General features: G+C 62.4%; 21 protein-coding genes and 7 pseudogenes. 24 read left to right on the top strand and 4 right to left on the bottom strand.

What is annotated here, in order from left to right; genetic code table 11:
• Positions 1–372 precede the first annotated feature (372 nt).
• From NLM33_RS50160 to NLM33_RS48125, 15 genes and pseudogenes are all read left to right on the top strand, one after another.
• Positions 373–492 (top strand): annotated as a pseudogene (locus NLM33_RS50160) (acyl-homoserine-lactone synthase); the annotation flags it as partial.
• A 118-nt stretch (positions 493–610) separates the two neighbouring features.
• Positions 611–805, top strand: a complete 195-nt coding sequence (locus tag NLM33_RS50155; protein ID WP_371930194.1) for an acyl-homoserine-lactone synthase — start codon at positions 611–613, stop codon at positions 803–805.
• 117 nt (positions 806–922) lie between these two features.
• Positions 923–1,891 (top strand): P-type conjugative transfer ATPase TrbB, encoded by a 969-nt coding sequence (trbB, locus tag NLM33_RS48185; RefSeq protein WP_254106516.1) that lies wholly within the window; start codon positions 923–925, stop codon positions 1,889–1,891.
• Positions 1,892–1,895: 4 nt separating this feature from the next.
• Positions 1,896–2,261 (top strand): TrbC/VirB2 family protein, encoded by a 366-nt coding sequence (locus NLM33_RS48180; RefSeq protein WP_371930200.1) that lies wholly within the window; start codon positions 1,896–1,898, stop codon positions 2,259–2,261.
• On the top strand, positions 2,254–2,553 hold the full coding sequence (locus tag NLM33_RS48175) for a conjugal transfer protein TrbD (protein WP_254106510.1): 300 nt from the start codon (positions 2,254–2,256) through the stop codon (positions 2,551–2,553). The genes NLM33_RS48180 and NLM33_RS48175 overlap by 8 nt, the downstream gene beginning before the upstream one ends.
• 12 nt (positions 2,554–2,565) lie before the next feature.
• The gene (locus NLM33_RS48170) at positions 2,566–5,019 is read left to right on the top strand and encodes a conjugal transfer protein TrbE (RefSeq protein WP_254106509.1); all 2,454 of its coding nucleotides are present in this window, start codon (positions 2,566–2,568) and stop codon (positions 5,017–5,019) included.
• Positions 4,991–5,788: a P-type conjugative transfer protein TrbJ gene (gene trbJ / locus NLM33_RS48165; RefSeq protein WP_254106507.1), complete on the top strand. Its 798-nt coding sequence runs from the start codon at positions 4,991–4,993 to the stop codon at positions 5,786–5,788. Before NLM33_RS48170 ends, trbJ begins: the two co-directional genes overlap by 29 nt.
• Complete coding sequence (trbK, locus tag NLM33_RS48160; protein WP_254106504.1) at positions 5,785–5,964, top strand: entry exclusion protein TrbK; 180 nt, start codon at positions 5,785–5,787, stop codon at positions 5,962–5,964. The genes trbJ and trbK overlap by 4 nt, the downstream gene beginning before the upstream one ends.
• A 12-nt stretch (positions 5,965–5,976) precedes the next feature.
• The gene (gene trbL, locus NLM33_RS48155; RefSeq protein ID WP_254106502.1) at positions 5,977–7,137 is read left to right on the top strand and encodes a P-type conjugative transfer protein TrbL; all 1,161 of its coding nucleotides are present in this window, start codon (positions 5,977–5,979) and stop codon (positions 7,135–7,137) included.
• Between the two features lie 43 nt (positions 7,138–7,180).
• Positions 7,181–7,843, top strand: coding sequence for a conjugal transfer protein TrbF (locus tag NLM33_RS48150; protein ID WP_254106501.1), 663 nt, complete (start codon positions 7,181–7,183; stop codon positions 7,841–7,843).
• Between the two features lie 16 nt (positions 7,844–7,859).
• Positions 7,860–8,705, top strand: a complete 846-nt coding sequence (trbG, locus tag NLM33_RS48145) for a P-type conjugative transfer protein TrbG (protein WP_371930193.1) — start codon at positions 7,860–7,862, stop codon at positions 8,703–8,705.
• Between the two features lie 2 nt (positions 8,706–8,707).
• Complete coding sequence (gene trbH / locus NLM33_RS48140) at positions 8,708–9,160, top strand: conjugal transfer protein TrbH (RefSeq protein ID WP_254106500.1); 453 nt, start codon at positions 8,708–8,710, stop codon at positions 9,158–9,160.
• Between the two features lie 9 nt (positions 9,161–9,169).
• The gene (gene trbI, locus NLM33_RS48135; RefSeq protein ID WP_254106499.1) at positions 9,170–10,477 is read left to right on the top strand and encodes an IncP-type conjugal transfer protein TrbI; all 1,308 of its coding nucleotides are present in this window, start codon (positions 9,170–9,172) and stop codon (positions 10,475–10,477) included.
• 37 nt (positions 10,478–10,514) lie between these two features.
• Positions 10,515–10,937: pseudogene (locus tag NLM33_RS48130) on the top strand (IS66 family transposase zinc-finger binding domain-containing protein); the annotation flags it as partial.
• 100 nt (positions 10,938–11,037) lie between these two features.
• Positions 11,038–11,730: pseudogene (locus NLM33_RS48125) on the top strand (transposase); the annotation flags it as partial.
• Between the two features lie 211 nt (positions 11,731–11,941).
• Here the strand turns inward: NLM33_RS48125 and NLM33_RS48120 are convergent.
• Positions 11,942–12,677: pseudogene (locus NLM33_RS48120) on the bottom strand (IS630 family transposase); the annotation flags it as partial.
• An 11-nt stretch (positions 12,678–12,688) separates the two neighbouring features.
• Here NLM33_RS48120 and NLM33_RS48115 point away from each other — a divergent pair.
• Positions 12,689–13,006 (top strand): LexA family transcriptional regulator, encoded by a 318-nt coding sequence (locus tag NLM33_RS48115; protein WP_254106498.1) that lies wholly within the window; start codon positions 12,689–12,691, stop codon positions 13,004–13,006.
• 511 nt (positions 13,007–13,517) lie between these two features.
• Positions 13,518–14,780: a group II intron reverse transcriptase/maturase gene (ltrA, locus tag NLM33_RS48110; protein WP_254103067.1), complete on the top strand. Its 1,263-nt coding sequence runs from the start codon at positions 13,518–13,520 to the stop codon at positions 14,778–14,780.
• 92 nt (positions 14,781–14,872) lie between these two features.
• On the opposite strand, the pseudogene NLM33_RS48105 reads toward ltrA, so the two are convergent.
• Positions 14,873–15,196 (bottom strand): annotated as a pseudogene (locus NLM33_RS48105) (FAD-dependent thymidylate synthase); the annotation flags it as partial.
• 608 nt (positions 15,197–15,804) lie between these two features.
• On the opposite strand from NLM33_RS48105, the gene NLM33_RS48100 reads away from it, so the two are divergent.
• The 4 genes from NLM33_RS48100 (at position 15,805) to NLM33_RS48085 (ending at position 19,985) form a co-directional block, all read left to right on the top strand.
• Positions 15,805–16,086, top strand: a complete 282-nt coding sequence (locus tag NLM33_RS48100) for a helix-turn-helix transcriptional regulator (protein WP_188107594.1) — start codon at positions 15,805–15,807, stop codon at positions 16,084–16,086.
• Entirely contained in the window at positions 16,083–17,438 is a 1,356-nt protein-coding gene (locus tag NLM33_RS48095) for a type II toxin-antitoxin system HipA family toxin (protein ID WP_254106497.1), read from the top strand. The genes NLM33_RS48100 and NLM33_RS48095 overlap by 4 nt, the downstream gene beginning before the upstream one ends.
• Before the next feature lie 894 nt (positions 17,439–18,332).
• Complete coding sequence (locus NLM33_RS50150; RefSeq protein ID WP_371930192.1) at positions 18,333–18,794, top strand: transposase; 462 nt, start codon at positions 18,333–18,335, stop codon at positions 18,792–18,794.
• Positions 18,795–18,903: 109 nt separating this feature from the next.
• Positions 18,904–19,985 (top strand): IS3 family transposase gene (locus NLM33_RS48085; protein ID WP_254106496.1). Its coding sequence is split into 2 segments (ribosomal slippage): positions 18,904–19,108 and positions 19,108–19,985, totalling 1,083 coding nucleotides; the frame shifts between segments, so codons are not numbered across the junction.
• A 294-nt stretch (positions 19,986–20,279) separates the two neighbouring features.
• Here NLM33_RS48085 and NLM33_RS50145 read toward each other — a convergent pair.
• Positions 20,280–20,450: pseudogene (locus NLM33_RS50145) on the bottom strand (transposase); the annotation flags it as partial.
• 70 nt (positions 20,451–20,520) lie between these two features.
• Here NLM33_RS50145 and NLM33_RS48075 point away from each other — a divergent pair.
• From NLM33_RS48075 to NLM33_RS48065, 3 genes and pseudogenes are all read left to right on the top strand, one after another.
• Entirely contained in the window at positions 20,521–20,994 is a 474-nt protein-coding gene (locus NLM33_RS48075; RefSeq protein ID WP_254106365.1) for a transposase, read from the top strand.
• Positions 20,975–21,328 (top strand): IS66 family insertion sequence element accessory protein TnpB, encoded by a 354-nt coding sequence (tnpB, locus tag NLM33_RS48070; protein ID WP_254106366.1) that lies wholly within the window; start codon positions 20,975–20,977, stop codon positions 21,326–21,328. Before NLM33_RS48075 ends, tnpB begins: the two co-directional genes overlap by 20 nt.
• A gap of 53 nt (positions 21,329–21,381) precedes the next feature.
• Positions 21,382–21,701: pseudogene (locus NLM33_RS48065) on the top strand (IS66 family transposase); the annotation flags it as partial.
• Positions 21,702–21,928: 227 nt separating this feature from the next.
• On the opposite strand, the gene NLM33_RS48060 reads toward NLM33_RS48065, so the two are convergent.
• Positions 21,929–23,058, bottom strand: a protein-coding gene (locus tag NLM33_RS48060) for an IS3 family transposase (protein ID WP_254095161.1) whose coding sequence is annotated in 2 segments (ribosomal slippage) — positions 21,929–22,806 and positions 22,806–23,058 — 1,131 coding nt in all. Because the reading frame shifts where the segments join, the coding sequence is not laid out codon by codon here.
• Positions 23,059–23,102: the final 44 nt, after the last annotated feature.

Here is a 23,102-nt window from a genome sequence, read left to right as displayed (position 1 = left end):
GGTTAACAGACACTTAACGGCACCTTCGCATCGCAGTGCTCGAACCGCTGATTCGTCGGAATTCGCTCAATCTTATCGAGGGCTTAGCTTGCGCGCCCAAAACAGGATGATCACGTTTCGTTCTCCCGCTAATCCTACAGTCCGAGCGTGCGCTTTGCCGCCCGGATTTCGAAGGCTGAGAGACCAGAATCGACGCCTACGACGCGACTCGCTCGACTCAGAGCTCGCCGGCCCCCCGTTAATTCAACAGAGCGTACGAGCCGCCGCACCATGCTGACTTGCCTCCGTTCACACGAACGCGACGGAGGATTCGGCGAATGCGGGCAATTGCGATCGAGGCAAACGAACCTGGCGGATTAGGGTCTCTGCTCGATGAGATGCATCAGTTGCGCCCGGGTGTTTGCCGGCCGGCTCGGCTGGCCGGTGAGGATCGAGTATGGCCGCGAGCGCGACGAATATCACGCGCTCGACCCGACCTACATCCTGGCGCTGACGGACCGCGGCGACGTTGCCGGCTACGCCCGCCTGCTTCCGACCGCGGGGCCCAACCATGTTGTCGTAGACCTTCCCACAACTGGTCCCGGGCGGCCGGCTACGGGGCAAGCCCACCATGGTCGAGAGTTCGCGCTTTTGCCTCGACACCCAAGGCGAGGGCAGGGGAGGCCGGTTCCTGCACGAAGCGACTCTGACCATGTTCGCGGGGATCATCGAATGGTCGATGAACGGCTTCGACGAGTTCGCCACAGCGACGGATTTGCGGGTCGAACGCATCCTGATGACAAAACTCGGATCGGCGACACCATGAGCGGCGCCGGCATCCTGCCAGCCGACCAGGCGAGCTTCGACCGGGTCCGTCCGCCTGGCTATCGATCCGACCTGCGCCGCCTTCAGCGCGTCGCTGCATGAGCGAGGCGCGATCGCCATGACCGAACTTCGTTCGCATCCGCGGCTTGTCCGCAAACTCCAGGACGCGCTTGGCGACCATATCTGCGCCGCGCTCGATGATCCGGCCGTTGTCGAAGTGATGCTCAATCCGGATGGGCGGCTGTTCATCGAACGGCTCGGCCACGGAATGACCGCGGCCGGGGACATGCCGGCCGCGACCGCCGAGATCATCATCGGCAGCGTCGCGCATGCGCTGCAATCGGAGGCCGACGACGAGCGTCCGATCATCTCGGGGGAACTGCCGATCGGCGGTCATCGCTTCGAAGGGTTGTTGCCGCCTGTCGTCGGCGCCCCCACGTTCACGATCAGAAAGCGGGCCTCGCGTCTCTTCGATCTCGAGGATTACGTGACGCAGGGCGTGATGACCGCCGACCAGCTCGCGGTCATCCGCAACGCCATCGTCTCGCGCCTGAACATCGTCGTGTCGGGCGGCACGGGCTCGGGTAAGACCACACTCGCCAATGCTGTCATCGCGGCGATCGTCGCGCACGCACCTGAGCACCGCCTCGTCATTCTCGAAGACACGGCCGAGATCCAATGCGCGGCCGAGAACGCCGTCTCACTTCACACGAGCGACACGGTCGATATGGCGCGCCTGCTGAAGAGCACCATGCGGCTGCGCCCCGATCGCATCATCGTCGGCGAGGTCCGCGACGGCGCGGCCCTCACGCTGCTCAAGGCGTGGAACACCGGCCATCCGGGGGGCATCACCACCATCCACGCCAACAGCGCACTTTCCGCGTTGCGCCGTCTCGAGCAACTCACGGCCGAGGCCAGTCAACAGCCCATGCGCGAGGTCATCGGGGAAGCGGTCGACCTGGTTGTCTCGATCGAGCGGACGGATCGCGGCCGACAGATACGCGACGTGCTCCATGTCGAGAGCTTCTCGGCCGGCCAATACCAAACCCAATCCTATGCCCCGAAGGAGGAGCGCCATGTCGCGTAACCGCATGATCTTTGCAGGCGCCGGCGGCCTGCTGCTCGCACTCGTGATGTCGGATCCAGTTTTTGCGTCGACCGGCGGCGGCGGCAACCTTCCCTGGGAAAGCCCGCTTCAGCAGATCCAGCAATCGATCACCGGTCCGGTGGCCGGCTTCATTGCACTTGCGGCCGTGGCGGTTGCCGGCGGCATGCTGATTTTCGGGGGCGAGCTCAACGATTTCGCGCGACGCCTGATGTACATCGTGCTCGTCGCCGGCATCCTCCTCGGCGCCACCCAGATCGTCGCCTTGTTTGGTTCGAGCGGGGCCTCAATCGGCGATGTCGCGCGCACGCTGCCGATCGCGGATAGGGCAGGGGACCTCGGCCATGGCTGAGATCGGCGCCAATCTCAGACGCAACCGCATTCATCGCGCGCTGTCGCGGCCGAACCTTTTGTTCGGCGCCGATCGCGAGCTCGTGCTGCTGACGGGCCTTGCCGCGGTCATCCTGATCTTCGTCGTGCTCACCTGGTACGCGGCAATCCTCGGCGCGGTGATCTGGATCGTTGTCGTGGCGGCGCTGCGGATGATGGCGAAAGCGGACCCGATGATGCGGCGGGTCTATGCCCGCCACATCTCCTATTCCCCGTACTACCGGGCGACCTCGACGCCCTGGCGCCGCTACTAAAGGTCCACTTCAATGGTCGCGCTGCGCTCCTTCCGTCATTCCGGCCCGTCTTTCGCCGATCTCGTGCCCTACGCCGGACTCGTCGCCAACGGAATCGTGCTGCTGAAGGACGGCTCGCTGATGGCGGGCTGGTATTTTGCCGGGCCGGACTCGGAGAGCTCCACGGACGCCGAGCGCAACGAGGTCTCGCGTCAGATCAACACGATCCTAGCGCGCCTCGGCTCGGGCTGGATGATCCAGGTCGAGGCGGTGCGGGTGCCGACCACGGATTATCCGGCGCGGCGGGATTGCTATTTTCCCGATCCCGTCACGCGCGCGATCGACGACGAACGCCGGAGCCGCTTCGAGCAGGAGAGTGGGCATTTCGAGAGCCGGCATGCGATCATCCTGACCTGGCGGCCGCCCGAGCGCCGGCGCGCCGGTCTCGCACGCTACGTCTACTCCGATGTCGAAAGCCGCTCGGCCTCCTATGCCGACACCGCGATCGAGAGCTTCCGCACCTCGGTCCGCGAGGTCGAGCAATATCTCGCCAGCGTGCTGTCCATCCGCCCCATGGAAACCCGCGAGGTCGAGGAGCGCGAGGGCATGCGCATGGCGCGCTATGACGAACTGTTCCAGTTCATCCGCTTCTGCATCACCGGCGAGAACCATCCGATCCGGTTGCCGGACATTCCGATGTATCTCGATTGGCTGGCGACCGCGGAGCTGCAGCATGGCCTCTCGCCCATGGTGGAGAACCGCTTTCTCGGTGTGGTGGCGATCGACGGCTTTCCGGCCGAGAGCTGGCCGGGAATCCTCAATTCGCTCGACCTGATGCCGCTGACCTACCGCTGGTCCTCACGCTTCATGTTTCTCGATGACCAGGACGCGCGGCAAAAGCTCGAGCGCACCCGCAAGAAGTGGCAGCAGAAGGTCCGCCCCTTCATCGACCAGCTCTTCCAGACACAAAGCCGCTCGATCGACCAGGATGCCGCCGCTATGGTAGCGGAGACCGAGGATGCGATCGCAGAAGCGTCTTCCCAGCTCGTCGCCTACGGCTATTACACGCCCGTCATCGTCCTGTTCGACGACAGCAGCACGCGTCTGCAGCAGAAGGCCGAGGCGGTCCGCCGCCTGATCCAGGCCGAAGGTTTTGGCGCGCGCATCGAAACGCTGAACGCGACCGAAGCCTTCCTCGGCTCGCTACCGGGCAATTGGTACGCCAACATCCGCGAGCCCCTCATCAACACGCGCAACCTCGCCGACCTGATCCCGCTCAACTCGGTGTGGTCCGGCAATCCGACCGCACCGTGCCCGTTCTATCCGCACGCGTCGCCGCCGCTGATGCAGGTCGCGTCCGGCTCCACACCTTTCCGGCTGAACCTGCACGTCGACGACGTCGGGCACACGTTGGTGTTCGGCCCGACAGGCTCCGGCAAGTCGACGCTGCTGGCGCTGATCGCGGCGCAGTTTCGGCGCTATGCCGGCGCGCAGATTTTCGCCTTCGACAAGGGCCGTTCGATGCTACCGCTGACGCTGGCGGCCGGCGGGGACCATTACGAGATCGGCGGCGACGACGCGGACGGCGCGGCAACGCTGGCGTTTTGCCCGCTATCGGACGTGTCAACAGACGCCGACCGCGCCTGGGCCTCGGAATGGATCGAGACGCTCGTCGCGGTCCAAGGCGTGACGATCACGCCAGATCACCGCAACGCCATCTCGCGGCAGATCGGCCTGATGGCCGAGGCGCGCGGGCGATCGCTGTCGGATTTCGTGTCGGGCGTGCAGATGCGCGAGATCAAGGATGCGCTGCATCACTACACGGTCGACGGTCCAATGGGCCAGCTGCTCGATGCCGAGAAGGATGGCTTGCTGCTCGGATCGTTCCAGACCTTCGAGATCGAGCAGCTCATGAACATGGGCGAGCGCAATCTCGTCCCGGTCCTCACTTATCTCTTCCGACGGATCGAGAAGCGTCTGACCGGCGCACCGAGCCTGATCATTCTCGACGAGGCTTGGCTGATGCTCGGCCATCCCGTCTTCCGCGACAAGATTCGCGAGTGGCTGAAAGTGCTGCGCAAGGCCAATTGCGCCGTGTTGCTCGCCACGCAGTCGATCTCGGACGCCGAGCGCTCCGGCATCATCGATGTGCTGAAGGAGAGCTGTCCGACCAAGATCTGCTTGCCGAACGGCGCTGCGCGCGAGCCCGGCACGCGCGAGTTCTATGAGCGCATCGGCTTCAACGAACGGCAGATCGAGATCGTCGCGACCGCAAGCCCCAAGCGCGAATATTACGTCGTCTCACCCGAAGGCCGCCGTCTCTTCAACATGGCGCTCGGCCCCATCGCACTCTCCTTCGTCGGCGCGTCCGGCAAGGACGACCTCAAGCGCATCCTGGCGCTGAGGAAGGCGGGGGCTGATTGGCCCATTCACTGGCTCAAGGAACGGGGGATCGGCCATGCCGAGACGCTTCTCGCGGATTTGTAAGGCGCTCATCGTCGCTACGGGTATCGGAGGACTCGCGGCCGGTCCAGCGTTCGCGGGGGCCGCGGCCGGCGGCGCGACCGAGTTCACGCAGATTCTCAATAATGGACAGCTGGTCCAGCTCGCCGGCCAATCGGCGCAACAGATCAACAATCAGATCACGCAGATTTCGCAGCTCGCCCAGCAGATCCAGAACCAGCTCAAGATCTACCAAAACATGCTGCAGAACACGGCGCAGTTGCCGGCGCATGTCTGGGGGCAGGCCGAGAATGACCTCAAGCAGCTGCAGAACATCGTGGGTCAGGGCCAGGGCATGGCGTTCTCGATGGGCAACATCGACGACGTTCTCAAGCAGCGCTTCCAGAGCTATGCGCAGTTCAAGACCAATCTGCCCAATGGCGCGAGCTTCGGCTCCACCTATCAGACCTGGTCGGCGACCAACCGCGACACGATCTCGAGCACGTTGCAGGCGGCGGGTCTCACCTCGCAGCAATTTGCGACCGAGAATTCGACGATGGCGCAACTCCAGACGGCGTCCGAGAGCGCCGACGGACAGATGATGGCCCTGCAGGTCGGCCATGAGATCGCAGCCCAGGAGGTCGCCCAGATGCAGAAGCTGCGGGGTCTCGTCGCGCAGCAGACCACGATGATGGCGACCTGGTTCCAATCCTCAGAAGCCAACAAGGACCTCTCGCAGGCGCGTCGCGAGCAATTCTTCAACGCGACCACGCCGGCGACCTCCGGCGGGCAGACCATGGAGCCGCGCTGGTGAAACGATCTGCGATCATCATCGTCGTTATCGCGATCAGCGCCTGCGCCGCAGGCGCGTGGTTGTTCGTCGCACCGCACAGCTCGTCCCAAGGTGCAACGCAGCGTGGGAGCGAGTTTTTCAAGCCGCCGCAGGACTACAAGACGTCCGGCGGTCAGCCGATGAAACCACGCTGGTAGGGGAGGGGCAGGGTGCAGAAACTCAAACCGGGGCTCGTTCTGATTGGCGCGATCGGACTCATCGTCGTTGCGCATCCTGCCTTGGCGCAACAGGACGGCAGCGTTCTCACGACGTTGGAAAATTCGGTGACGACGGCCGCCAAGGGCTGGCAGACAACCGTCATGCAGGCGGCGAAGTCGCTGTTCTGGATCCTCGCGGGGATCGAGGTCGGCATCGCCGCGGTCTGGCTCGCCATTCAGACTGCGACACTTGACGCCTGGTTCGCCGAGATGGTGCGGCGGATCATGTTCATCGGCTTCTTCGCCTTCGTGCTCGACCAGGGCTTTACGTTCGCGAAGGCTGTCGTCGACAGCCTCTATCAGATTGGCGCGGGCGGTGGCTCGGCCTCGCCGGCGGATGTGTTCAACGCCGGGCTCAAGGTCGCCTCCGCCATGTCGCAGAATGCGCAGTTCGGCCTGTTCCAGGACAATGCGCTCGCCATCGCGTCCGTGTTCGCCATGGTGATCGTGGTGATCGCCTTCTCGCTGGTCGCGGCGATCTTCGTCGCCGTGATGGTCGAGATGTATGTCGGCCTGCTCGCCGGCATGATCATGCTCGGTCTCGGCGGCTCGTCCTTCACCAAGGATTTTGCCATCCGCTATCTCGTCTATGCCTTCTCGGTCGGCATGAAGCTGATGGCGCTGGTGATGATCGCCAAGATCGGCTCCGACGCCTTGTTGAACCTCGCCAACCAGACCGGTACCGGCAACGACGCCTTCGTCGGGACACTGGCGATCGGCGGCATCTCGGTCGTCGTCTTCATCATCTCGATGTATGTGCCGAGCATCGTGCAAGGCGTCGTGCAGGGCGTCTCCGTCGGCAGTGGCATGGAGGTCGCGAAGCATGCCGGACAGGCGGCAAGCTTCGCTGCCGGCGGCGCCGCGCTCGCCATGGGAGGGGCGCGGGCAGGGGCTGCGGGCTTCAGCGCGGCGCGGGCCGATGGCGCCTCATTCGGCGCGGCTGCGCTAAAGGCCATGACGGGAGGCGTCGGAGCGGCAGGCGGCGCGCTCGCCTCCGCCGCCCGCGATCAGGCCATCGGCGCGCCGGGCTCGTTCGGCACGTCGACCTTAGGCCTTGCCAACGCCAAGCTCGATCAGCGCCAGCCACGAAACGGATCGGGCGCAAAGAGCTGAGCCCTTCCATCCAGCAACATCATGAGTGGAGACAACGATCCGAATGGCCGCGCTAAATCCCCCCGACAATCCCTATCTCGCTGCGCGCCAGGAATGGAACGAGCGCTACGGCTCCTATGTGAAGGCTGCCGCCGCATGGCGCATGGTCGGCATCATCGCCATGGTGATCGCCGTGATCGGCTTCGCCTACGCACTGTTCCAGAGCACGCAGGTCAAGCTCGTGCCTTACATCGTCGAGGTCGACAAACTCGGCACGGCCATGAGCGCCGGCTATCCGCAGCAGATCGAATATGCCGATCCCCGCGTGGTGCGCGCGGCGCTCGGAAGCCTGGTCTCGAACTTCCGCTCGGTGACGCCCGATGCTGTGGTGCAGAAGCAATACATCGATCGCACCTATGCGCTGTTGCGGACTTCCGATCCCGCCACGCAGAAGATCAACGACTGGTTCCGCAGCAACTCGCCGTTCGAGAAGGCCAAGACGACGACGGTCGCTGTCGAGGTCAACAACATCGTCGCCCTGTCCAACCAGTCCTACCAGATCGACTGGACCGAATTCGAGCGCGACAGGAAGGGGAAGGAAATCGGCGCGCACCGCTTTCGCGGCATCGCCACGGTCACGCTGACTCCGCCCCAGGACGAGCAGACTATCCGGCTCAATCCGATCGGGCTTTACCTGCGTGATTTCGACTGGACGGCGCAACTATGAAAGGGGCGGGACACCGATGTATCCAAACACAATGACAATCGGGTTCAAGATTGGCACTCTTTTTGCGACTTCCGCCTTTGGCGTGCTGCTGGCCGATGCCAGCGCACACGCGCAGGCAATGAACGTCAAGGAGCGAAAAGGCACGAACATCTCGAGCCAGTGGCGGGGATCGACCGGACTCGTGACGCGCGGAGCGGACGGCAAGGTGATCTTCCTGTTCGGCGAGGTGCAGCCCTCCGTCGTCTGCTCGCCGCTCGAGGTGTGCGACATCGAGCTGCAGGCGGGCGAAGTCGTGCGCGATGTGTTGGTCGGCGACACCGTGCGCTGGAAAGTGGAGCCGGCGACGTCGGGCGCCGTCGGCGGCCAAGCCATCCACCTGATCGTCAAACCCGCCGAGCCGGGGCTCGTCACCTCGATGGTGGTGACGACCTCGCGACGAACGTATCATATTCAGCTCAAGTCGAACGCGACCCAATATATGGCGCGTGTCGGTTTCGAATATCCCGAGGATGTCGGCAGCAGGCTCGCCGACGTCAACGCCCGGCTCGGTTCCGACACCATTCCGGGCGCCGGCGTTCCGGCCGAGCAGTTGAACTTCGGCTACAGCGTGAGCGGCAGCGCCTCGTGGCGGCCGACGCGCGTCTACAGCGACGGCGTCAAGACTTACATCCAGTTTCCCTCGTCGCTCTCCGGAGGGGATGCCCCAGTCCTGTTCGTCGTGTCGGGCGGCCAAAACCGCATCGTCAACTATCGGCTGAAGGACGACATGATGGTGGTGGACTATCAGATCGACACCGCCATTCTGGTGTCCGGCGTCGGCTTTTGGAATCAGGACAAGGTAACGATCCGGAGGGGAGGCTGATCATGCGCTCCATCTCCTTGAGACGCCGGATTGCCGTTCTCTCTTTGCTCAGCCTGTCGCTCGCCGGATGCGCGTCGTTGGGAAGTGGCCGCCTGGTCGCGAGTTCAGCGCCACCTGAGCTCTCCGGCCCTGCCGCCTCCGCGATCGCCGGCGACATGGTGACGAAATTCGCCGAACAGGTCGGTCCAGGCACCGGCACGATCATCCTGAAACCCGATGGCTCGCCCTTCGGCCAGGCGCTGGTGACGTCCCTCAAGAGCTGGGGCTATGCGGTGGCGACCGACCAGAAGACCGGGGCTGAGAAGACGATCCCGCTTGCTTACGTGCTCGAGTCCTATGACGGTCAGGTCCTGGCGCGGTTGTCGACCGGCAGCGTCGAGCTCGGCCGCGCCTATTCAGCGACGGCGGCGGGTGCGTCGCCGGCAAGTCCGGTCTCCGTCATGCAGCGCGGGTAGGAGGCGGCGATGGCGCAATCCCTGAAGCTCGGCGGCAGCCCGGATGCAGAGGAGGCAAGAGGAATCCGCCGTCTCAACCGCTTGCCGATCATCGTCGCGATCGTGCTGGTGGTCGTGTTCTTTGCCGTGATTTTCTACGGCCTGACGTCGCGCGGACTGTACTTCCGACGCAACGCCGGCATCGAGACGGCCTCGTCCAATCCGGCCTCGACCTACGCCGATCAACTGAAGAAAGGCGTCTCCAACGGCATCATCGGAGATCAGACCGAAGCGCAAACGTTCCAGCCCGCCCCACCGCAGCCCGACACGCCAAAGCCGGCCAACAATCCCTTTTCCGGCCGACAACAGACCGAGGCAAGGGCGGCATCACAGCTCGAGTCCGAAGAATTGTGGCGGGCGCGCCTCGATCGAGAAGCGCATGAGCAATATCTGCGGGAGCGACAGCGCGAGCGAATGGCGCGCGTGCAGGCGGGTGATGCCGCCCATGACTCACCCCTCGCCATCAATCTGAGCAAGCTCCAGACAGCCTCTGCGACGGCGACGAGCAACACGGCGCCGGTAAAGACGACAACACCTGTCGTTGGCGGCGGGGCGTCTGATCTCTATGCGGCGGCGCTGCGTGCCGGCCTCGGCATACAGAACATCGATCCAAACGGACAGACGGCGAAAGAGGATTTCTTCAACGCGGATCTCAAGAAGCTCGGCTACTTGCCCAATAAGGTGGTCACGCCGACGTCCGCTTACGAATTGAAGCGCGGCTCGGTCATTCCCGCAACGCTGATCACTGGCATCAATTCCGACCTTCCCGGACGCATCACGGCCCAGGTCAGTCAGAACGTCTACGACAGCGCGACCGGCCATCACCCGTTGATCCCGCAGGGCGCCAGGCTCCTCGGCCGTTACGACTCCAAGATCTCGTTCGGCCAAAGCCGCGTCCTTGTGGTCTGGACCGACATCATCTTCCCGAACGGCTCGACCCTCCAGATCGGCGGCATGGCCGGCACCGATGCCGAAGGCTATGGCGGCTTCAATGACGAGGTCGACAATCATTATTTCCAGGTGTTCGGCTCGGCGATCCTGATTGCCGCAATTGGCGCTGGCATCGACATGTCCGTGCCGGCAAGTTCGCCGTACGGATATCGACAGACACCCTCGGATGCCGCGCGCAACAGTTTTGCTGAGTCGTTCGGCCGCGTCGCCGAACAGACGATCAGCAAGAATATGAACGTCCAGCCGACACTCGAGATTCGACCGGGCTATGTGTTCAACGTCCTCGTCGACCAAGACATGGTGTTTCCGGGGGCTTACAGAGGATGAAGTGCTTCGGTTCGGCTACGAAAGAGCCTCTGGCAGAGCGCCGAAGAGCGAAAAGCTCAAGGAGCGCATCTTCAACGAAGCCGAGCAGGCCGCCGCTGAAAGCCGGGAGGACGACGATGTCGAGGCGGTCGCCGTGCCGGACACGGGATTGCCGGAGGCTCCAAAGCCGGCGCCGAAGACACGCGGCCGCAAGCCGCTGCCTGACGATCTGCCGCGCCAACGCGTCGAACATGATCTGGGTGAGGATCAAAAGGACTGTCCGTGCTGCCATAATCGGATGCATCGGATGGGCGAGACCGTCGCCGAGCAGTTGCACGTCGCGGTGAAAGCGTCGGTGCTGCAACATGTGCGGTTCAAATATGCCTGCCGTCACTGTGAGCGCACCGCGCTGAACACCCCGATTGTGACCGCGCCGATGCCGGCGCAGCCGCTGCCAGGTAGCGTCGCCACGCCATCGACGGAGCTATGGCGGAAACTGGGTGATGACGGGTTGAGAGAGGCGGCGTATCGTGAGGCGGGTGTCCAGCCTGCCAGAAACCTCTCAAGGAGAGCGATACGCCATGACCGAGACTACCAACGTTCTTGCTTTTCGTCAGCCCTCCACGGTTGACGATCCACTGACCGATATCCTGCGCGCTGGGGCGCGCGAGCTGCTTGCCAGGGCGATCGAGATCGAGGTCGACACGTTTCTGGCCAGCACGTCTGAGCTGACCCTGCCCGACGGCCGGGCCCGGCTGGTCCGGCACGGCTATGGACCGGCGCGGCAAATTCAGACCGGCATCGGCCCCGTGGAGGTCGCCCGGCCGAAGGTTCGGGACCGCGGCGCCTGCGGGGCCAATCGGATCCGCTTTAGCTCGGCGATCCTGCCGCTGTGGGCGCGGCGCACCAAGAGCCTGGATGCCCTGCTGCCAGTGCTCTACCTGCGCGGCATCTCGACTGGCGATTTCCAGGACGCGCTGTCGGCGCTGCTCGGCAAGGATGCGCCGAACCTGTCGCCGTCGGTGATTGCACGCCTGACGGCCGACTGGCAGGCCGAGTACGAGCGTTGGCAGCGACGTGACCTGTCGGCGCGGCGCTACGTCTATCTTTGGGCCGATGGCATTTATTTGCAGGCCCGGATGGAGGATCACAGCGAATGTATCCTGGTGCTGGTCGGCGCGACGCCGGAGGGCCGCAAGGAATTGGTCGGCTTCCAGGTGGGCGCCCGCGAGAGCGCCCAGAGTTGGCGTGAGTTCTTGATCGATGTGAACCAGGGCATTACCGTCAATCGCTGGCCCCATGGCTATGCCTATTCTCCGAACAGCCTATTCGACGACCCGAATGAGATGGCGCACACGATGACGGTGGCGCGACGCCCCTTCGGCAATGTTGCGATTGCCAATTCCGATTCCGGCTGGGAACCCCTTACCCAAGCGGCGATCTATCAAGCTTGGCGTGCCGTCGGCGAGATCGACTAGTGGTTCATCACTGTGGTCTTGACTCTTTGGTGGCAACCGGATAGGCGCGACCGAGTTTGCGCGCGGGCTTTGTCGGTTGTGAACATCCATTTGATGCGGTCTCGGACTTTGTTTCGCTGCCGTTGCCATGCTGCGATCTCTTTTCGAAGCCTTTTGGGATCGTCGATGCGACGGCCGAGACACTGGCGCTGCAGCACGCTGATCTCGCACTCGACCATATTGAGCCAGCTGGCGTGTTTCGGGGTATAGTGGAACTCGAGGCGGCGCAGGATGCGACGGGCCTCGGCAGGCGCAAATGCCTGATATAGCGCGCCGGCGGTATGGATCGACAGATTGTCCTGCACGACCCGGATGCAGGCGGCATCGGGATAATGGACGTCGACGAGCTCATGCATGCAGTGGGCGTAATCTACGGCGGCGCGGCGCTCGGTGACCTGGACGTTGCGCCAGCCACGATGCGGATCGAAGGTGACGAAGAGATTGACGGTGCCGTTGCGGCGATATTCGTAATCGTATCGCTCGCGCTGTCCCGGTTGGGCAGGGATCGGCTGGCGCGCCTCGCCGATCAGCTGGACGGGGGTCTCGTCGAAGCAAACCAACGGCCGGTCCGGATCCGGCGTCTCGGCGTAGAGATCGAGCACGTCCTCCATGCGGGCGACGTATTCGCCGTCGACCTGGGGAATGCACCGCATGTCCCTGCGCCAACGTAGATTCATGCTTCGCCTCCTTGTCGGAGGCCGGGACGAATCAAGCTATGAGTCAAAAATCAGGCGTGCACTTCACCGAGAAGCAGGGACACTATCTCGCTTTCATTCATACCTATTCGTACATGTTCGGACAGCCGCCAGCCGAGGCCGACATCCAGCGCCACTTCCGCGTCAGCCCACCGTCAGTTCACCAGATGATCGTCACCCTCGAACGCAACGGGTTCATTCGTCGCAAGCCTGGCGTCGCACGAAGCATCGAGATCCTCTTGCCACCCGAAAACTTGCCCATCCTCCAATGGCTCGGCATCAAAACGTCAAAATCACGTGTGCTGCAGAAGTTGACGAACGAGGAGAAGTTGAAATGACTTAGCCTAATTGAAGACGAGCTGTGCGATTGATGAGGGTAGGCCCCTCGGGATCGGCTTTCAGGAGCGGGTCTCAAACCACTTCAAGCTGCTGCGGCCAAAATCCGTGGTGGTGAGCGTTGAAGACAAAGCGCGGGGAAGACCCCGCGCAGGTATGTGTCCGGGAGACGAATGAAAATGAACCCTTCGATCACGCGTCGTTATACTTTCAAGTACCGTCAAAACCAGGGGTGGTGATTCTCCTGCGATAAACCTGTCGGAGGCCTGATGACTGGACAGGTGGCGGTCGGCGTAAAGGGGGCGTGAACCGGATACAGGCGATTGCACGGAACTGCAGGAACCAGTTCTCCGATGCCAAGGGAGAAGCACAAGCGGCCAAAACCGCGAGGCGAGAGTACCGATGCGGATAACTGGGGCGGACCGACCCGTACGAGCGTTGAAAGTCTGTAATGGGACTGGAGCAAAGGGGTCGGGTCAGGCGGTGGCATTCACCGAAACAACTGGAAACAGGATGAACTCGACGAATGCGACAAACAAACCGTTCAACATCGAGAAACGTCTCGTGTACGAGGCGTACAAAGCGGTCAAATCCAACAAGGGCGCGGCCGGAGTGGACAAGCAGACGATCGACGAATTTGAGAAGGCTCTGTCAGGAAATCTGTATAAGATCTGGAATCGAATGAGTTCGGGAAGCTACTTTCCCCCACCGGTGCTCGCCGTCTCCATTCCGAAGAAGACTGGAGGCGAACGGATTTTAGGTGTGCCCACTGTGAGCGACAGAATCGCGCAGATGGTGGTCAAGCAGGTCATTGAGCCGATTCTAGAACCAATCTTTCTTCCAGACTCCTACGGGTACAGGCCGAACAAATCGGCGCTGGATGCTGTAGGGGTCACGCGACAGCGGTCCTGGAAGTATGACTGGGTGTTAGAGTTTGACATCAAGGGTCTGTTCGACAACATCGACCACGATTTGATGCTCCGGGCTGTCCGGAAACACATAACGTGCAACTGGGCTGTGTTGTACATCGAAAGATGGCTCAAGGCGCCCATGATGAAGGAAGACGGAGCCATCATCGAGCGAAGCCGCGGTACCCCGCAAGGGGGAGTGGTCAGCCCGACTCTGGCGAATCTTTTTCTCCATTACGCGTTTGATCTCTGGATGACGAGGACGCACCCCGACCTCCCGTGGTGCCGTTATGCAGATGATGGACTGGTGCACTGCCGTACCGAGCTAGAAGCAGAAACCCTCAAGGTTGAGCTTCAAGCCCGGTTGGCAGAGTGCCATCTGGAGATGCATCCAACGAAAACCAAGATCGTCTACTGCAGAGATGGGAATCGCAAAGGCAACTACCCGAATGTCAGCTTTGACTTCCTCGGATTTTGCTTTCGCTCCCGTCAGGTAATGAATTCCCGAACCAACTCGCTGTTTGGAGGATTTACTCCAGCAGTCAGTCCATCGGCAATGAAGACCATGCGGGAAACGATTCGGGCCTTGAACTTGCGCCGGCAGACACACCTGTCCTTGCAGGACCTAGCCTCAGAGATCAATCCTCTCCTCAGGGGATGGATTGCATACTATGGGCGCTATACTCGGTCGGCACTGTATCCCTTCCTTCGATACGTCAATCAGACGCTCGTGGCGTGGGCGGTGCGGAAGTTCAAGCGCTTCCGCCGCACTAAAGCTGGTGCGAGTCAGTTCTTCCTAAGACTCGTCAAGGAAAGTGCGGAACTCTTTGTGCACTGGCGACTCGGTATGACTGGGACGTTTGCCTGATGGGAGCCGGATGACGGGAGACTGTCATGTCCGGTTCTGCGAGAGCCCCGGGGTGAAATTCCGCGGGGCTACTCCCCTGTGATGAACCACTAGCGCGCAACGAAGATCGGGAGCTTCACGTGCAGCTTGATCTCCGCCATCTCGAACGGAGTCGTATGCCGGTGGCGCAGCAGGTATCGGATCAGCGCACTGTCCTCGGAAACCTTGCGCGTTCCTCGTCCATACGAAACGCGGGCGGCCTGGACGATCGATGAATCGTCGCCCATGTAGTCGACGACCCGTACGAACCCGTGATCGAGCGCGGGCATGGGCTCAAAAAGCAACTCCTCGAGGGCAGGGACGGTGGGTCGTCGCGTGGGAGCCGCTTCCCGCCGGGACTTCTCGATCTCGGCCCTATCGTCGTCAGATATTTCCATTCGTCGCCTTCCAAACCCGTTGAAGCCCGCTTCCGATCGCTTCGCGAAAGATATCAGCGCTGCACCGCCGGGCCTATGGTTGCCTCCCAAACTGATCGGACGCGCAGCGTCGAAACGAGCGAGGCGACGAGATCGAACTGGACAAGTATGTTCTATGTAGCATGACCGACTGACCCATCAGGTGGTGCATTCGTCGACCAGGAAGCAGATGGACCCGTAGCTGCTGCCGTCGGCAGGAACGTGCCGCCAGTGCATGGACTAGCTCCGGACAATGGGTCCTGCCGCCGGAATACTGGTGGGCACTCCTGACGACGCGGGCGCCGACGGCGGTCGACCGGGTCTTATCCGGACGCCTGCTCCGACTGACGAGATTCTGAGCGACTGCTACGATGGCCGGTTGGCGCCGCAACATCCTAGGGCCACAAAGTTAATCGGATTTACCGATCGGTAAATTCGGCTGTAGAACGGCCTTCCAGGACGCCACAAAATTCCCGCTCGGGAAATTCTTGGCGTCGGAACTCATTCGAGCAGCTAAAATTTACCGCTCGGGAAAATCTGGCTTGTCGTTCCGGCATTTCAGGGCATATATTCCCGCTCGGGAAATTGTCATGACGATCGCAACCACGACAGAACTCGGCGAACTGATCCGGGCCCGGCGTACCTCCTTGGGGCTCCGGCAGCAGGACGTCGCCCTGACGGCCAACGTCGGTGTCCGCTTCATCGTCGACATCGAGAACGGTAAGGAGACCAGCCAGGTCGGTCTGGTTCTGCGCCTGCTGCAGGCGCTCGGCATCCGGCTGAATCCGGAGATGAGCCCGGTGCCGACGGCGCGGCCGACGGACGAGGAAGCCGAACCGTTCGACCCCGACAACTTCTCTCCCACGCCATGACTAGCAACCCGAAGCCCGGCGAGGCCGGCGAGACCCTCGAAGTCCGGTACGGCACTCTGCTCGTCGGCCTGCTGCGCCGGCGCTCGGAGGAGATCCAGGACATCGAGTTCGTCTACGGCGAAGCGTGGACGAAGGATCCGGAGGCGTTCGCCGTGTCGACCCGCATGCCGCTCGCCAAGCGCGTCCACGAACCGGACGTCGTGTACCGATGGTTCCTGAACCTGCTGCCCGAAGGCCGCACGCTGAAGACGGTCGGCACGATCCTCAAGATTCCGGAGGCCAACGTCTTCGCGCTTCTTGAAGAGTTGGGAGAGGACCTTCCCGGCGCGCTCGAAGTCTATCGGCCCGCCGACCAGAGGCCGAAGCGGACGCCGCGCTACAAGCGTCTCTCCGAAGCCGAGCTCGCCGCGGCCATCCGCCGCCTTCCCGAGAAACCGCTCCTGATCGGCGAGGAGGGCATCCACATGTCGCTCGCCGGCGCGCAGGACAAGCTTCCCGTGGTCCGGTATCCGGACGGAGGGATCGGCCTCGCGCTCGACGGCGCGCCGACGACGCACATCCTCAAGCCGACCAACAAGCACTTCAACAACGCGGTCGAGAACGAAGCCTTCTGTCTTCGCCTGGCGGCGAAGGTGAAGCTGGACGTCGCCGAGTGCACGATCGGCAAGGCCGAGGATCTCGACTACCTGCTGGTGAAGCGCTACGACCGCGTTCCCGAGGGACGCAGCCTGCGCAGGCTGCATCAGGAGGACTTCTGCCAGGCCACCGGGCACATTCCTTCCACGAAGTACGAAGCCAATCCGGCGACGAGGCTGCGCGGTCCGACCCTGAAGGACTGCTTCGACGTCATCCGGAAGACGGAGAACGGTGCGGCCAACGCAGCGCGCTTCCTGGACTTCTTCGTCTTCAACGTCCTCTGCGGAAACGTCGACGCGCACTCCAAGAACTACTCGCTGCTACTGCTGCCCGGCGGCGGCGTGTCCATGGCGCCGCTCTACGACGTGATGAACGGCGACATCTATCCGGATGTGACGCGTAATCTCGCCATGAAGATCGCCGGCAAGAACCGCGGACACTACATCCATGCGCGCCACTGGGACCGGATGGCGGAGGAGAATCAACTCTCCGGCGCTCAGGTCAGGCGCCGCGTCGGCGAGCTCTCCCAGGCGGTGATGGATGCGCTACCGTCCGTCGTCGAGGAGTTGAACGCGCTCAAGGAGTCCCCGGTCTATCAGCGTATCTCCGACTGCGTCGCCGGCTATTGCCGCGACATGCTGCGGAATCTGAAGAGTGACGTCGACGACGAGCCGGAGGAAGATCCGGAGCCCACGCGTCCGCCGGGCTTTTCCTGAGCGCTTCCGCAGGAGCGGTTTCGCGCGTTCATGCCGTCGGCCGTCGCGCTGCGGTACGCCGGGCCGAACGTTCCTCATATTTCCGTACGTTCGCAGTCCCGAGTGAGCGCCGGGAAACCCGGAGTACGAGCTTCAGGAGGTCGCCGCCACGGTCGCTTTCCGAACATACCACCCCGGGCCGCGCGGTACGCAAAGGAGAACGACGGCCCACGCCGTCAAGGCGAGGCCCAGCAGAGGGACCACGTAGAAGAAGAGGGGGGTCCACGAGCGGGGGAATATCTCGACGCCCTTCGTGCAGTCCTCCTGTCCAGATCCGGCCTTCCGGAGCCGCATCTGCTGACCCTCAACCGCGGCCGGCGCCCACAGCAGCGTCGTGTCGGCGCCGCCATAGAAGTGCTTCTTGTCCTGTTCGCAGATGTCGCCGCGCTTCCGCGATCGTCATGCAACTGACGACGCCTGCGACCGGCGCGAGCACGAGGAGCACGCAGAACTGGTACAGCTTCCCTTCCCATGCAGCGGTCTCGAGACCCTCAAGCCACACCAACGGGATCCTGGAATGCCAGACGTTGCCGTGCCGCCGGACATGGAGCAGAAACGGAAGCGAAGCCAGCAACAGCAAACCTCCACCGATGATCCCCCGAAATAAGCGACGCCGACGGGATTCTCGACCGGCGCTCCGGCCTTCTCTCCGAAAAGACGGCCGACGAATTCGGTGCCTCCCTGCAGCGTTACGACCGTCGCCGCCAGGAACAGCACCGCCGCGACAGAGAACCAGCTCCACAGCTTCGTAAGATGCCCTTCGTTCAAGCGTAACCGGCATGAGGCACCCACCTCGCCATCCTTCGGCTCGGCTGCAATACAGCTTGGCATGAGCTGATCGGTGGAGGTGGAGTGATGGCAAATGCCATGCTTGATGCCAGGCAGGAAGGTGACTCCTATCGTCGCGTCGAGGTGATCACTGGGGAGCGCCGACGGCGACGGTGGACTGGCGCGGAGAAGGCCCGGATCGTGGCGGAGAGCTTTGAGGCGGGTGCGAACATCTCCGAGGTGGCGCGGCGCAATGGCGTTTCCCGCGGGCTGCTCACGGCGTGGCGCCGCCGAGTTGCGGCGGCAGTGGCCGGTAAGGCGCCGAGCTTCGTGCCGATTCAAATTGGCGCCGGAAGCGGTGGCGAGACAGCTGGCGAGTCCGACCGTGCTTCGCCGGCACAGACGAAGGCTTTGGAGATCGCCGCGCCTTCGGCCAAAGTCTGCGGGGTGATCGAGATCGACGTGAACGGAGCGCGCATCCGCGTCGAGCCAGGCGTGGAGTTGGCGACGCTGTCGACGGTGCTGGCGGCGCTCCGGGGTTGCCGGTGATTGCGTTACGGTCCGACCTCAAGGTGATGTTGGCGACACAGCCGGTCGATTTCCGTAAGTCGGTGCACACGCTGTCGGTCGGACGCATTCTCCGGCATTCAAGGCAAAGGTGGCTTTGGCGGCCGTGAAGGGGGAGAAGACGTTGGCCGAGCTGGCGCAATTGTTTGATGTCCATCCGAACCAGATCACGACCTGGAAGACCCAACTCCTGGAAGGCGCCGCCGGAGTGTTTGGGCAGGACAACGGACCGGCCGAGGCGCCGGTCGATTTGAAGGCGTTACATGCCAAGATCGGCGAGCTTGCGTTGGAGAACGATTTTTTGTCCGGCGCGCTCACCAAGGCGGGCCTGCTGAGCGCAAAGCGATGATCGACCGCGACCATGATCTGTCTGTCGTGCGCCAGGCGAAGGTCCTGAACCTTGCCCGCAGTACGGTTTACTATGAACCTCGGCCGGTTTCGGCCGAGGACCTTGTCTTGATGCGCCGGCTCGATGAGCTGCACCTCGATTATCCCTTCGCAGGGGCGCGCATGCTGCGATCGCTGTTGCAGCGTGAGGGCATGCAGATTGGCCGCCGCCACGTCGCGACGCTGATGAAGCGCATGGGGATCGAGGCGATCTATCGCCGTCCGAACACGAGCAAGCCCGCACCGGGCCACAAGATCTACCCGTACCTATTGCGCGGATTGAAGATCGAGCGGCCGAACCAGGTCTGGGCAATGGACATCAGCTACATTCCGATGCGACGTGGATTCGTCTACCTCGCGGCGGTCGTCGATGTGTTCAGCCGACGGGTGTTGGTCCATCGCGTATCGATCACGATGGAGACGATATTCTGCGTCGAAGCGCTCCAGGAGGCGTTGGCGAAGCACGGCAGGCCCGAGATCTTCAACACGGATCAGGGTAGCCAGTTCACCAGCCTCGACTTCACCGGCGTGCTGCTGGACGCGAACATCGCCATCAGCATGGACGGCAAGGGTGCCTGGCGCGACAACGTGTTCGTCGAGCGGCTGTGGCGCACTGTCAAATACGAGGAAGTCTATCTGCGTGCTTACGACAGCGTGCTCGAGGCGCGAGCATCGATTTCCAAATATCTGGCGTTCTACAACCGAGGACGTCCTCACTCGAGCCTTGACGAACGCACGCCCGACGAGGCTTACTTCGGCGCGCAAACGATGGTGACGGCCGCATGATCGTCGCCAACGATTTTGCTGCGGCTCTGGTCGGGCTTACGCCCTCCCGACGCCACAGCAAAATCGTAAAGCCCCGCCTTCAGCATAACCCGGCAGGAATCCACTTAATTTTCGCGGGGCGCTGTCCAAACAACCGGGGCCAGCTCTGTGACCTCGTGACGAACCATTCCACGAGATCTTCCTACCCGACCAGATCAGCCCTCAGCGCGTGGTCCTTGGATGACGCTCACGAATAAAGGCTGGCGCAATCGGCGCCCGCGCCTCCGGCTGGCCATCCCCGTTCTGAAGTTGTCGCTTGGCCACCCACTTGCGCAGCAGGTTCACGTTCACGCCGTGTTGCAACGCCAGCCCCGCCAGCGACGCGCCAGGCTGCAGACAGGCCTCGACCAGCCGCTGTTTGCTGGCCGGATCATAGCGACGCCGGCCATTGCGCAACACGCCGACCGTCTCAAGGTAAGCGCGAATTTCCCCGCACCTTTTGCTGTTGAGTACTCTGATGCATGAGGTGTCCACCAAAATAGGTGGACACCTTGTGATGTCAGACGATGATCAGAAACTGCGGGTAAGGCTTGTTGGTCGGAACGGTCGACGCCGTTACGACGCCGCATCGAAGGACCGCCTTGTCGCGGCCTGCCTTGCGCCTGGCGTGTCGGTATCGAGACTTGCGCTCGAACATGGGGTCAATGCGAACCTTCTTCGGAAATGGGTAAAGAAGCGCACGGAGACGCTGTCTGTCCGGCCGTCCTCACCAGCGGCGTTCATCCCGGTTCAGATTGAAGGGACTGCTGATCGGGCACTGTCGGGACAGAGCCGCATGGATGCGGTGGATTTGCCGGCGACTTGTGATGGGGTGCGTGGATCGGCACCGGAAAGGGCTGCGACGTTTTCCTCTCCAGCCAAGGTGAGCGCGTCACTGTCGAACGGCGTGAAGCTGACGCTGGAATGCGGTGATGTGAATGTATTGACGGCGATCATCGGAGCACTGGGACATGTTCAGACTGGGCGCTGACCTGAAAGTCTATCTGCACCGTGAGTCGATCGACTTCCGGGCCGGCATCAACAGCCTTGCGGTTCTGGTCCAGGAAACGATGGCGCTCGATCCGTTTGCTCCGGCGGTTTTTGCGTTCTGCAATCGCCGTCGCGACCGGATGAAGCTCCTGTTCTTCGATCGGTCCGGCTTTGTGCTGATCCTGAAACGGCTGACCGAGGACAAGTTCCGGTGGCCGGGCCGCGAGGCAGCGGTGATCACGCTTACGACCGAGCAATTGCACTGGATCCTCGACGGGATCGATATCGATGCGATGGTCCGCCATCCGGTGCGGCAATATCAGGTTGCTGGTTGAGGGCCTCGAATTGAGCGGTTGACGCGGCGGCATGCTTTCGATTCAAGAATCTGATGAATCGACCCGGCGAACCGGCTGTTGAAGAGTTGATGGCGCGCATTGCTGCGCTGCAGGCAGAGAACCGTCAACTCACCGAACGCGTCGTCAGACTCGAGGAAGAGCTGGCGCTTGCACGACTGCATCGTTTTGCGCCGCGCAGTGAAAGCACATTGACCGCCTCTTCAATGAAGCCGAACAGGCCGCGGATGAGGACCCCGCCGACAACGAAGATGACGATGTCGTTGCTCTGCCGGACACGGGCTTGCCGGCGACCGAGGGGGCGACGGGAAGGAAGCGCGGCCGCAAGGCCTTGCCAGAGAACCGTAAGCGCGAATTTCCCCGCACCTTTTGCTGTTGAGTACTCTGATGCATGAGGTGTCCACCAAAATAGGTGGACACCTTGTGATGTCAGACAGAGCTGGCCCCGGTTGTTTGGACAGCGCCCCGCGAAAATTAAGTGGATTCCTGCCGGGTTATGCTGAAGGCGGGGCTTTACGATTTTGCTGTGGCGTCGGGAGGGCGTAAGCCCGACCAGAGCCGCAGCAAAATCGTTGGCGACGATCATGCGGCCGTCACCATCGTTTGCGCGCCGAAGTAAGCCTCGTCGGGCGTGCGTTCGTCAAGGCTCGAGTGAGGACGTCCTCGGTTGTAGAACGCCAGATATTTGGAAATCGATGCTCGCGCCTCGAGCACGCTGTCGTAAGCACGCAGATAGACTTCCTCGTATTTGACAGTGCGCCACAGCCGCTCGACGAACACGTTGTCGCGCCAGGCACCCTTGCCGTCCATGCTGATGGCGATGTTCGCGTCCAGCAGCACGCCGGTGAAGTCGAGGCTGGTGAACTGGCTACCCTGATCCGTGTTGAAGATCTCGGGCCTGCCGTGCTTCGCCAACGCCTCCTGGAGCGCTTCGACGCAGAATATCGTCTCCATCGTGATCGATACGCGATGGACCAACACCCGTCGGCTGAACACATCGACGACCGCCGCGAGGTAGACGAATCCACGTCGCATCGGAATGTAGCTGATGTCCATTGCCCAGACCTGGTTCGGCCGCTCGATCTTCAATCCGCGCAATAGGTACGGGTAGATCTTGTGGCCCGGTGCGGGCTTGCTCGTGTTCGGACGGCGATAGATCGCCTCGATCCCCATGCGCTTCATCAGCGTCGCGACGTGGCGGCGGCCAATCTGCATGCCCTCACGCTGCAACAGCGATCGCAGCATGCGCGCCCCTGCGAAGGGATAATCGAGGTGCAGCTCATCGAGCCGGCGCATCAAGACAAGGTCCTCGGCCGAAACCGGCCGAGGTTCATAGTAAACCGTACTGCGGGCAAGGTTCAGGACCTTCGCCTGGCGCACGACAGACAGATCATGGTCGCGGTCGATCATCGCTTTGCGCTCAGCAGGCCCGCCTTGGTGAGCGCGCCGGACAAAAAATCGTTCTCCAACGCAAGCTCGCCGATCTTGGCATGTAACGCCTTCAAATCGACCGGCGCCTCGGCCGGTCCGTTGTCCTGCCCAAACACTCCGGCGGCGCCTTCCAGGAGTTGGGTCTTCCAGGTCGTGATCTGGTTCGGATGGACATCAAACAATTGCGCCAGCTCGGCCAACGTCTTCTCCCCCTTCACGGCCGCCAAAGCCACCTTTGCCTTGAATGCCGGAGAATGCGTCCGGCGACTCCTCTTCGTCATCTTCGCTCCTGATTCGCGGCAAGAAGCCTCGCCGCTCTCAGGCA

This window comes from Bradyrhizobium sp. CCGUVB1N3 (assembly GCF_024199925.1).
GTDB lineage: Bacteria > Pseudomonadota > Alphaproteobacteria > Rhizobiales > Xanthobacteraceae > Bradyrhizobium.
The sequence above is the reverse complement of the archived record's forward strand: the minus strand, read 5'-3'. Positions and strand labels throughout refer to the sequence as shown.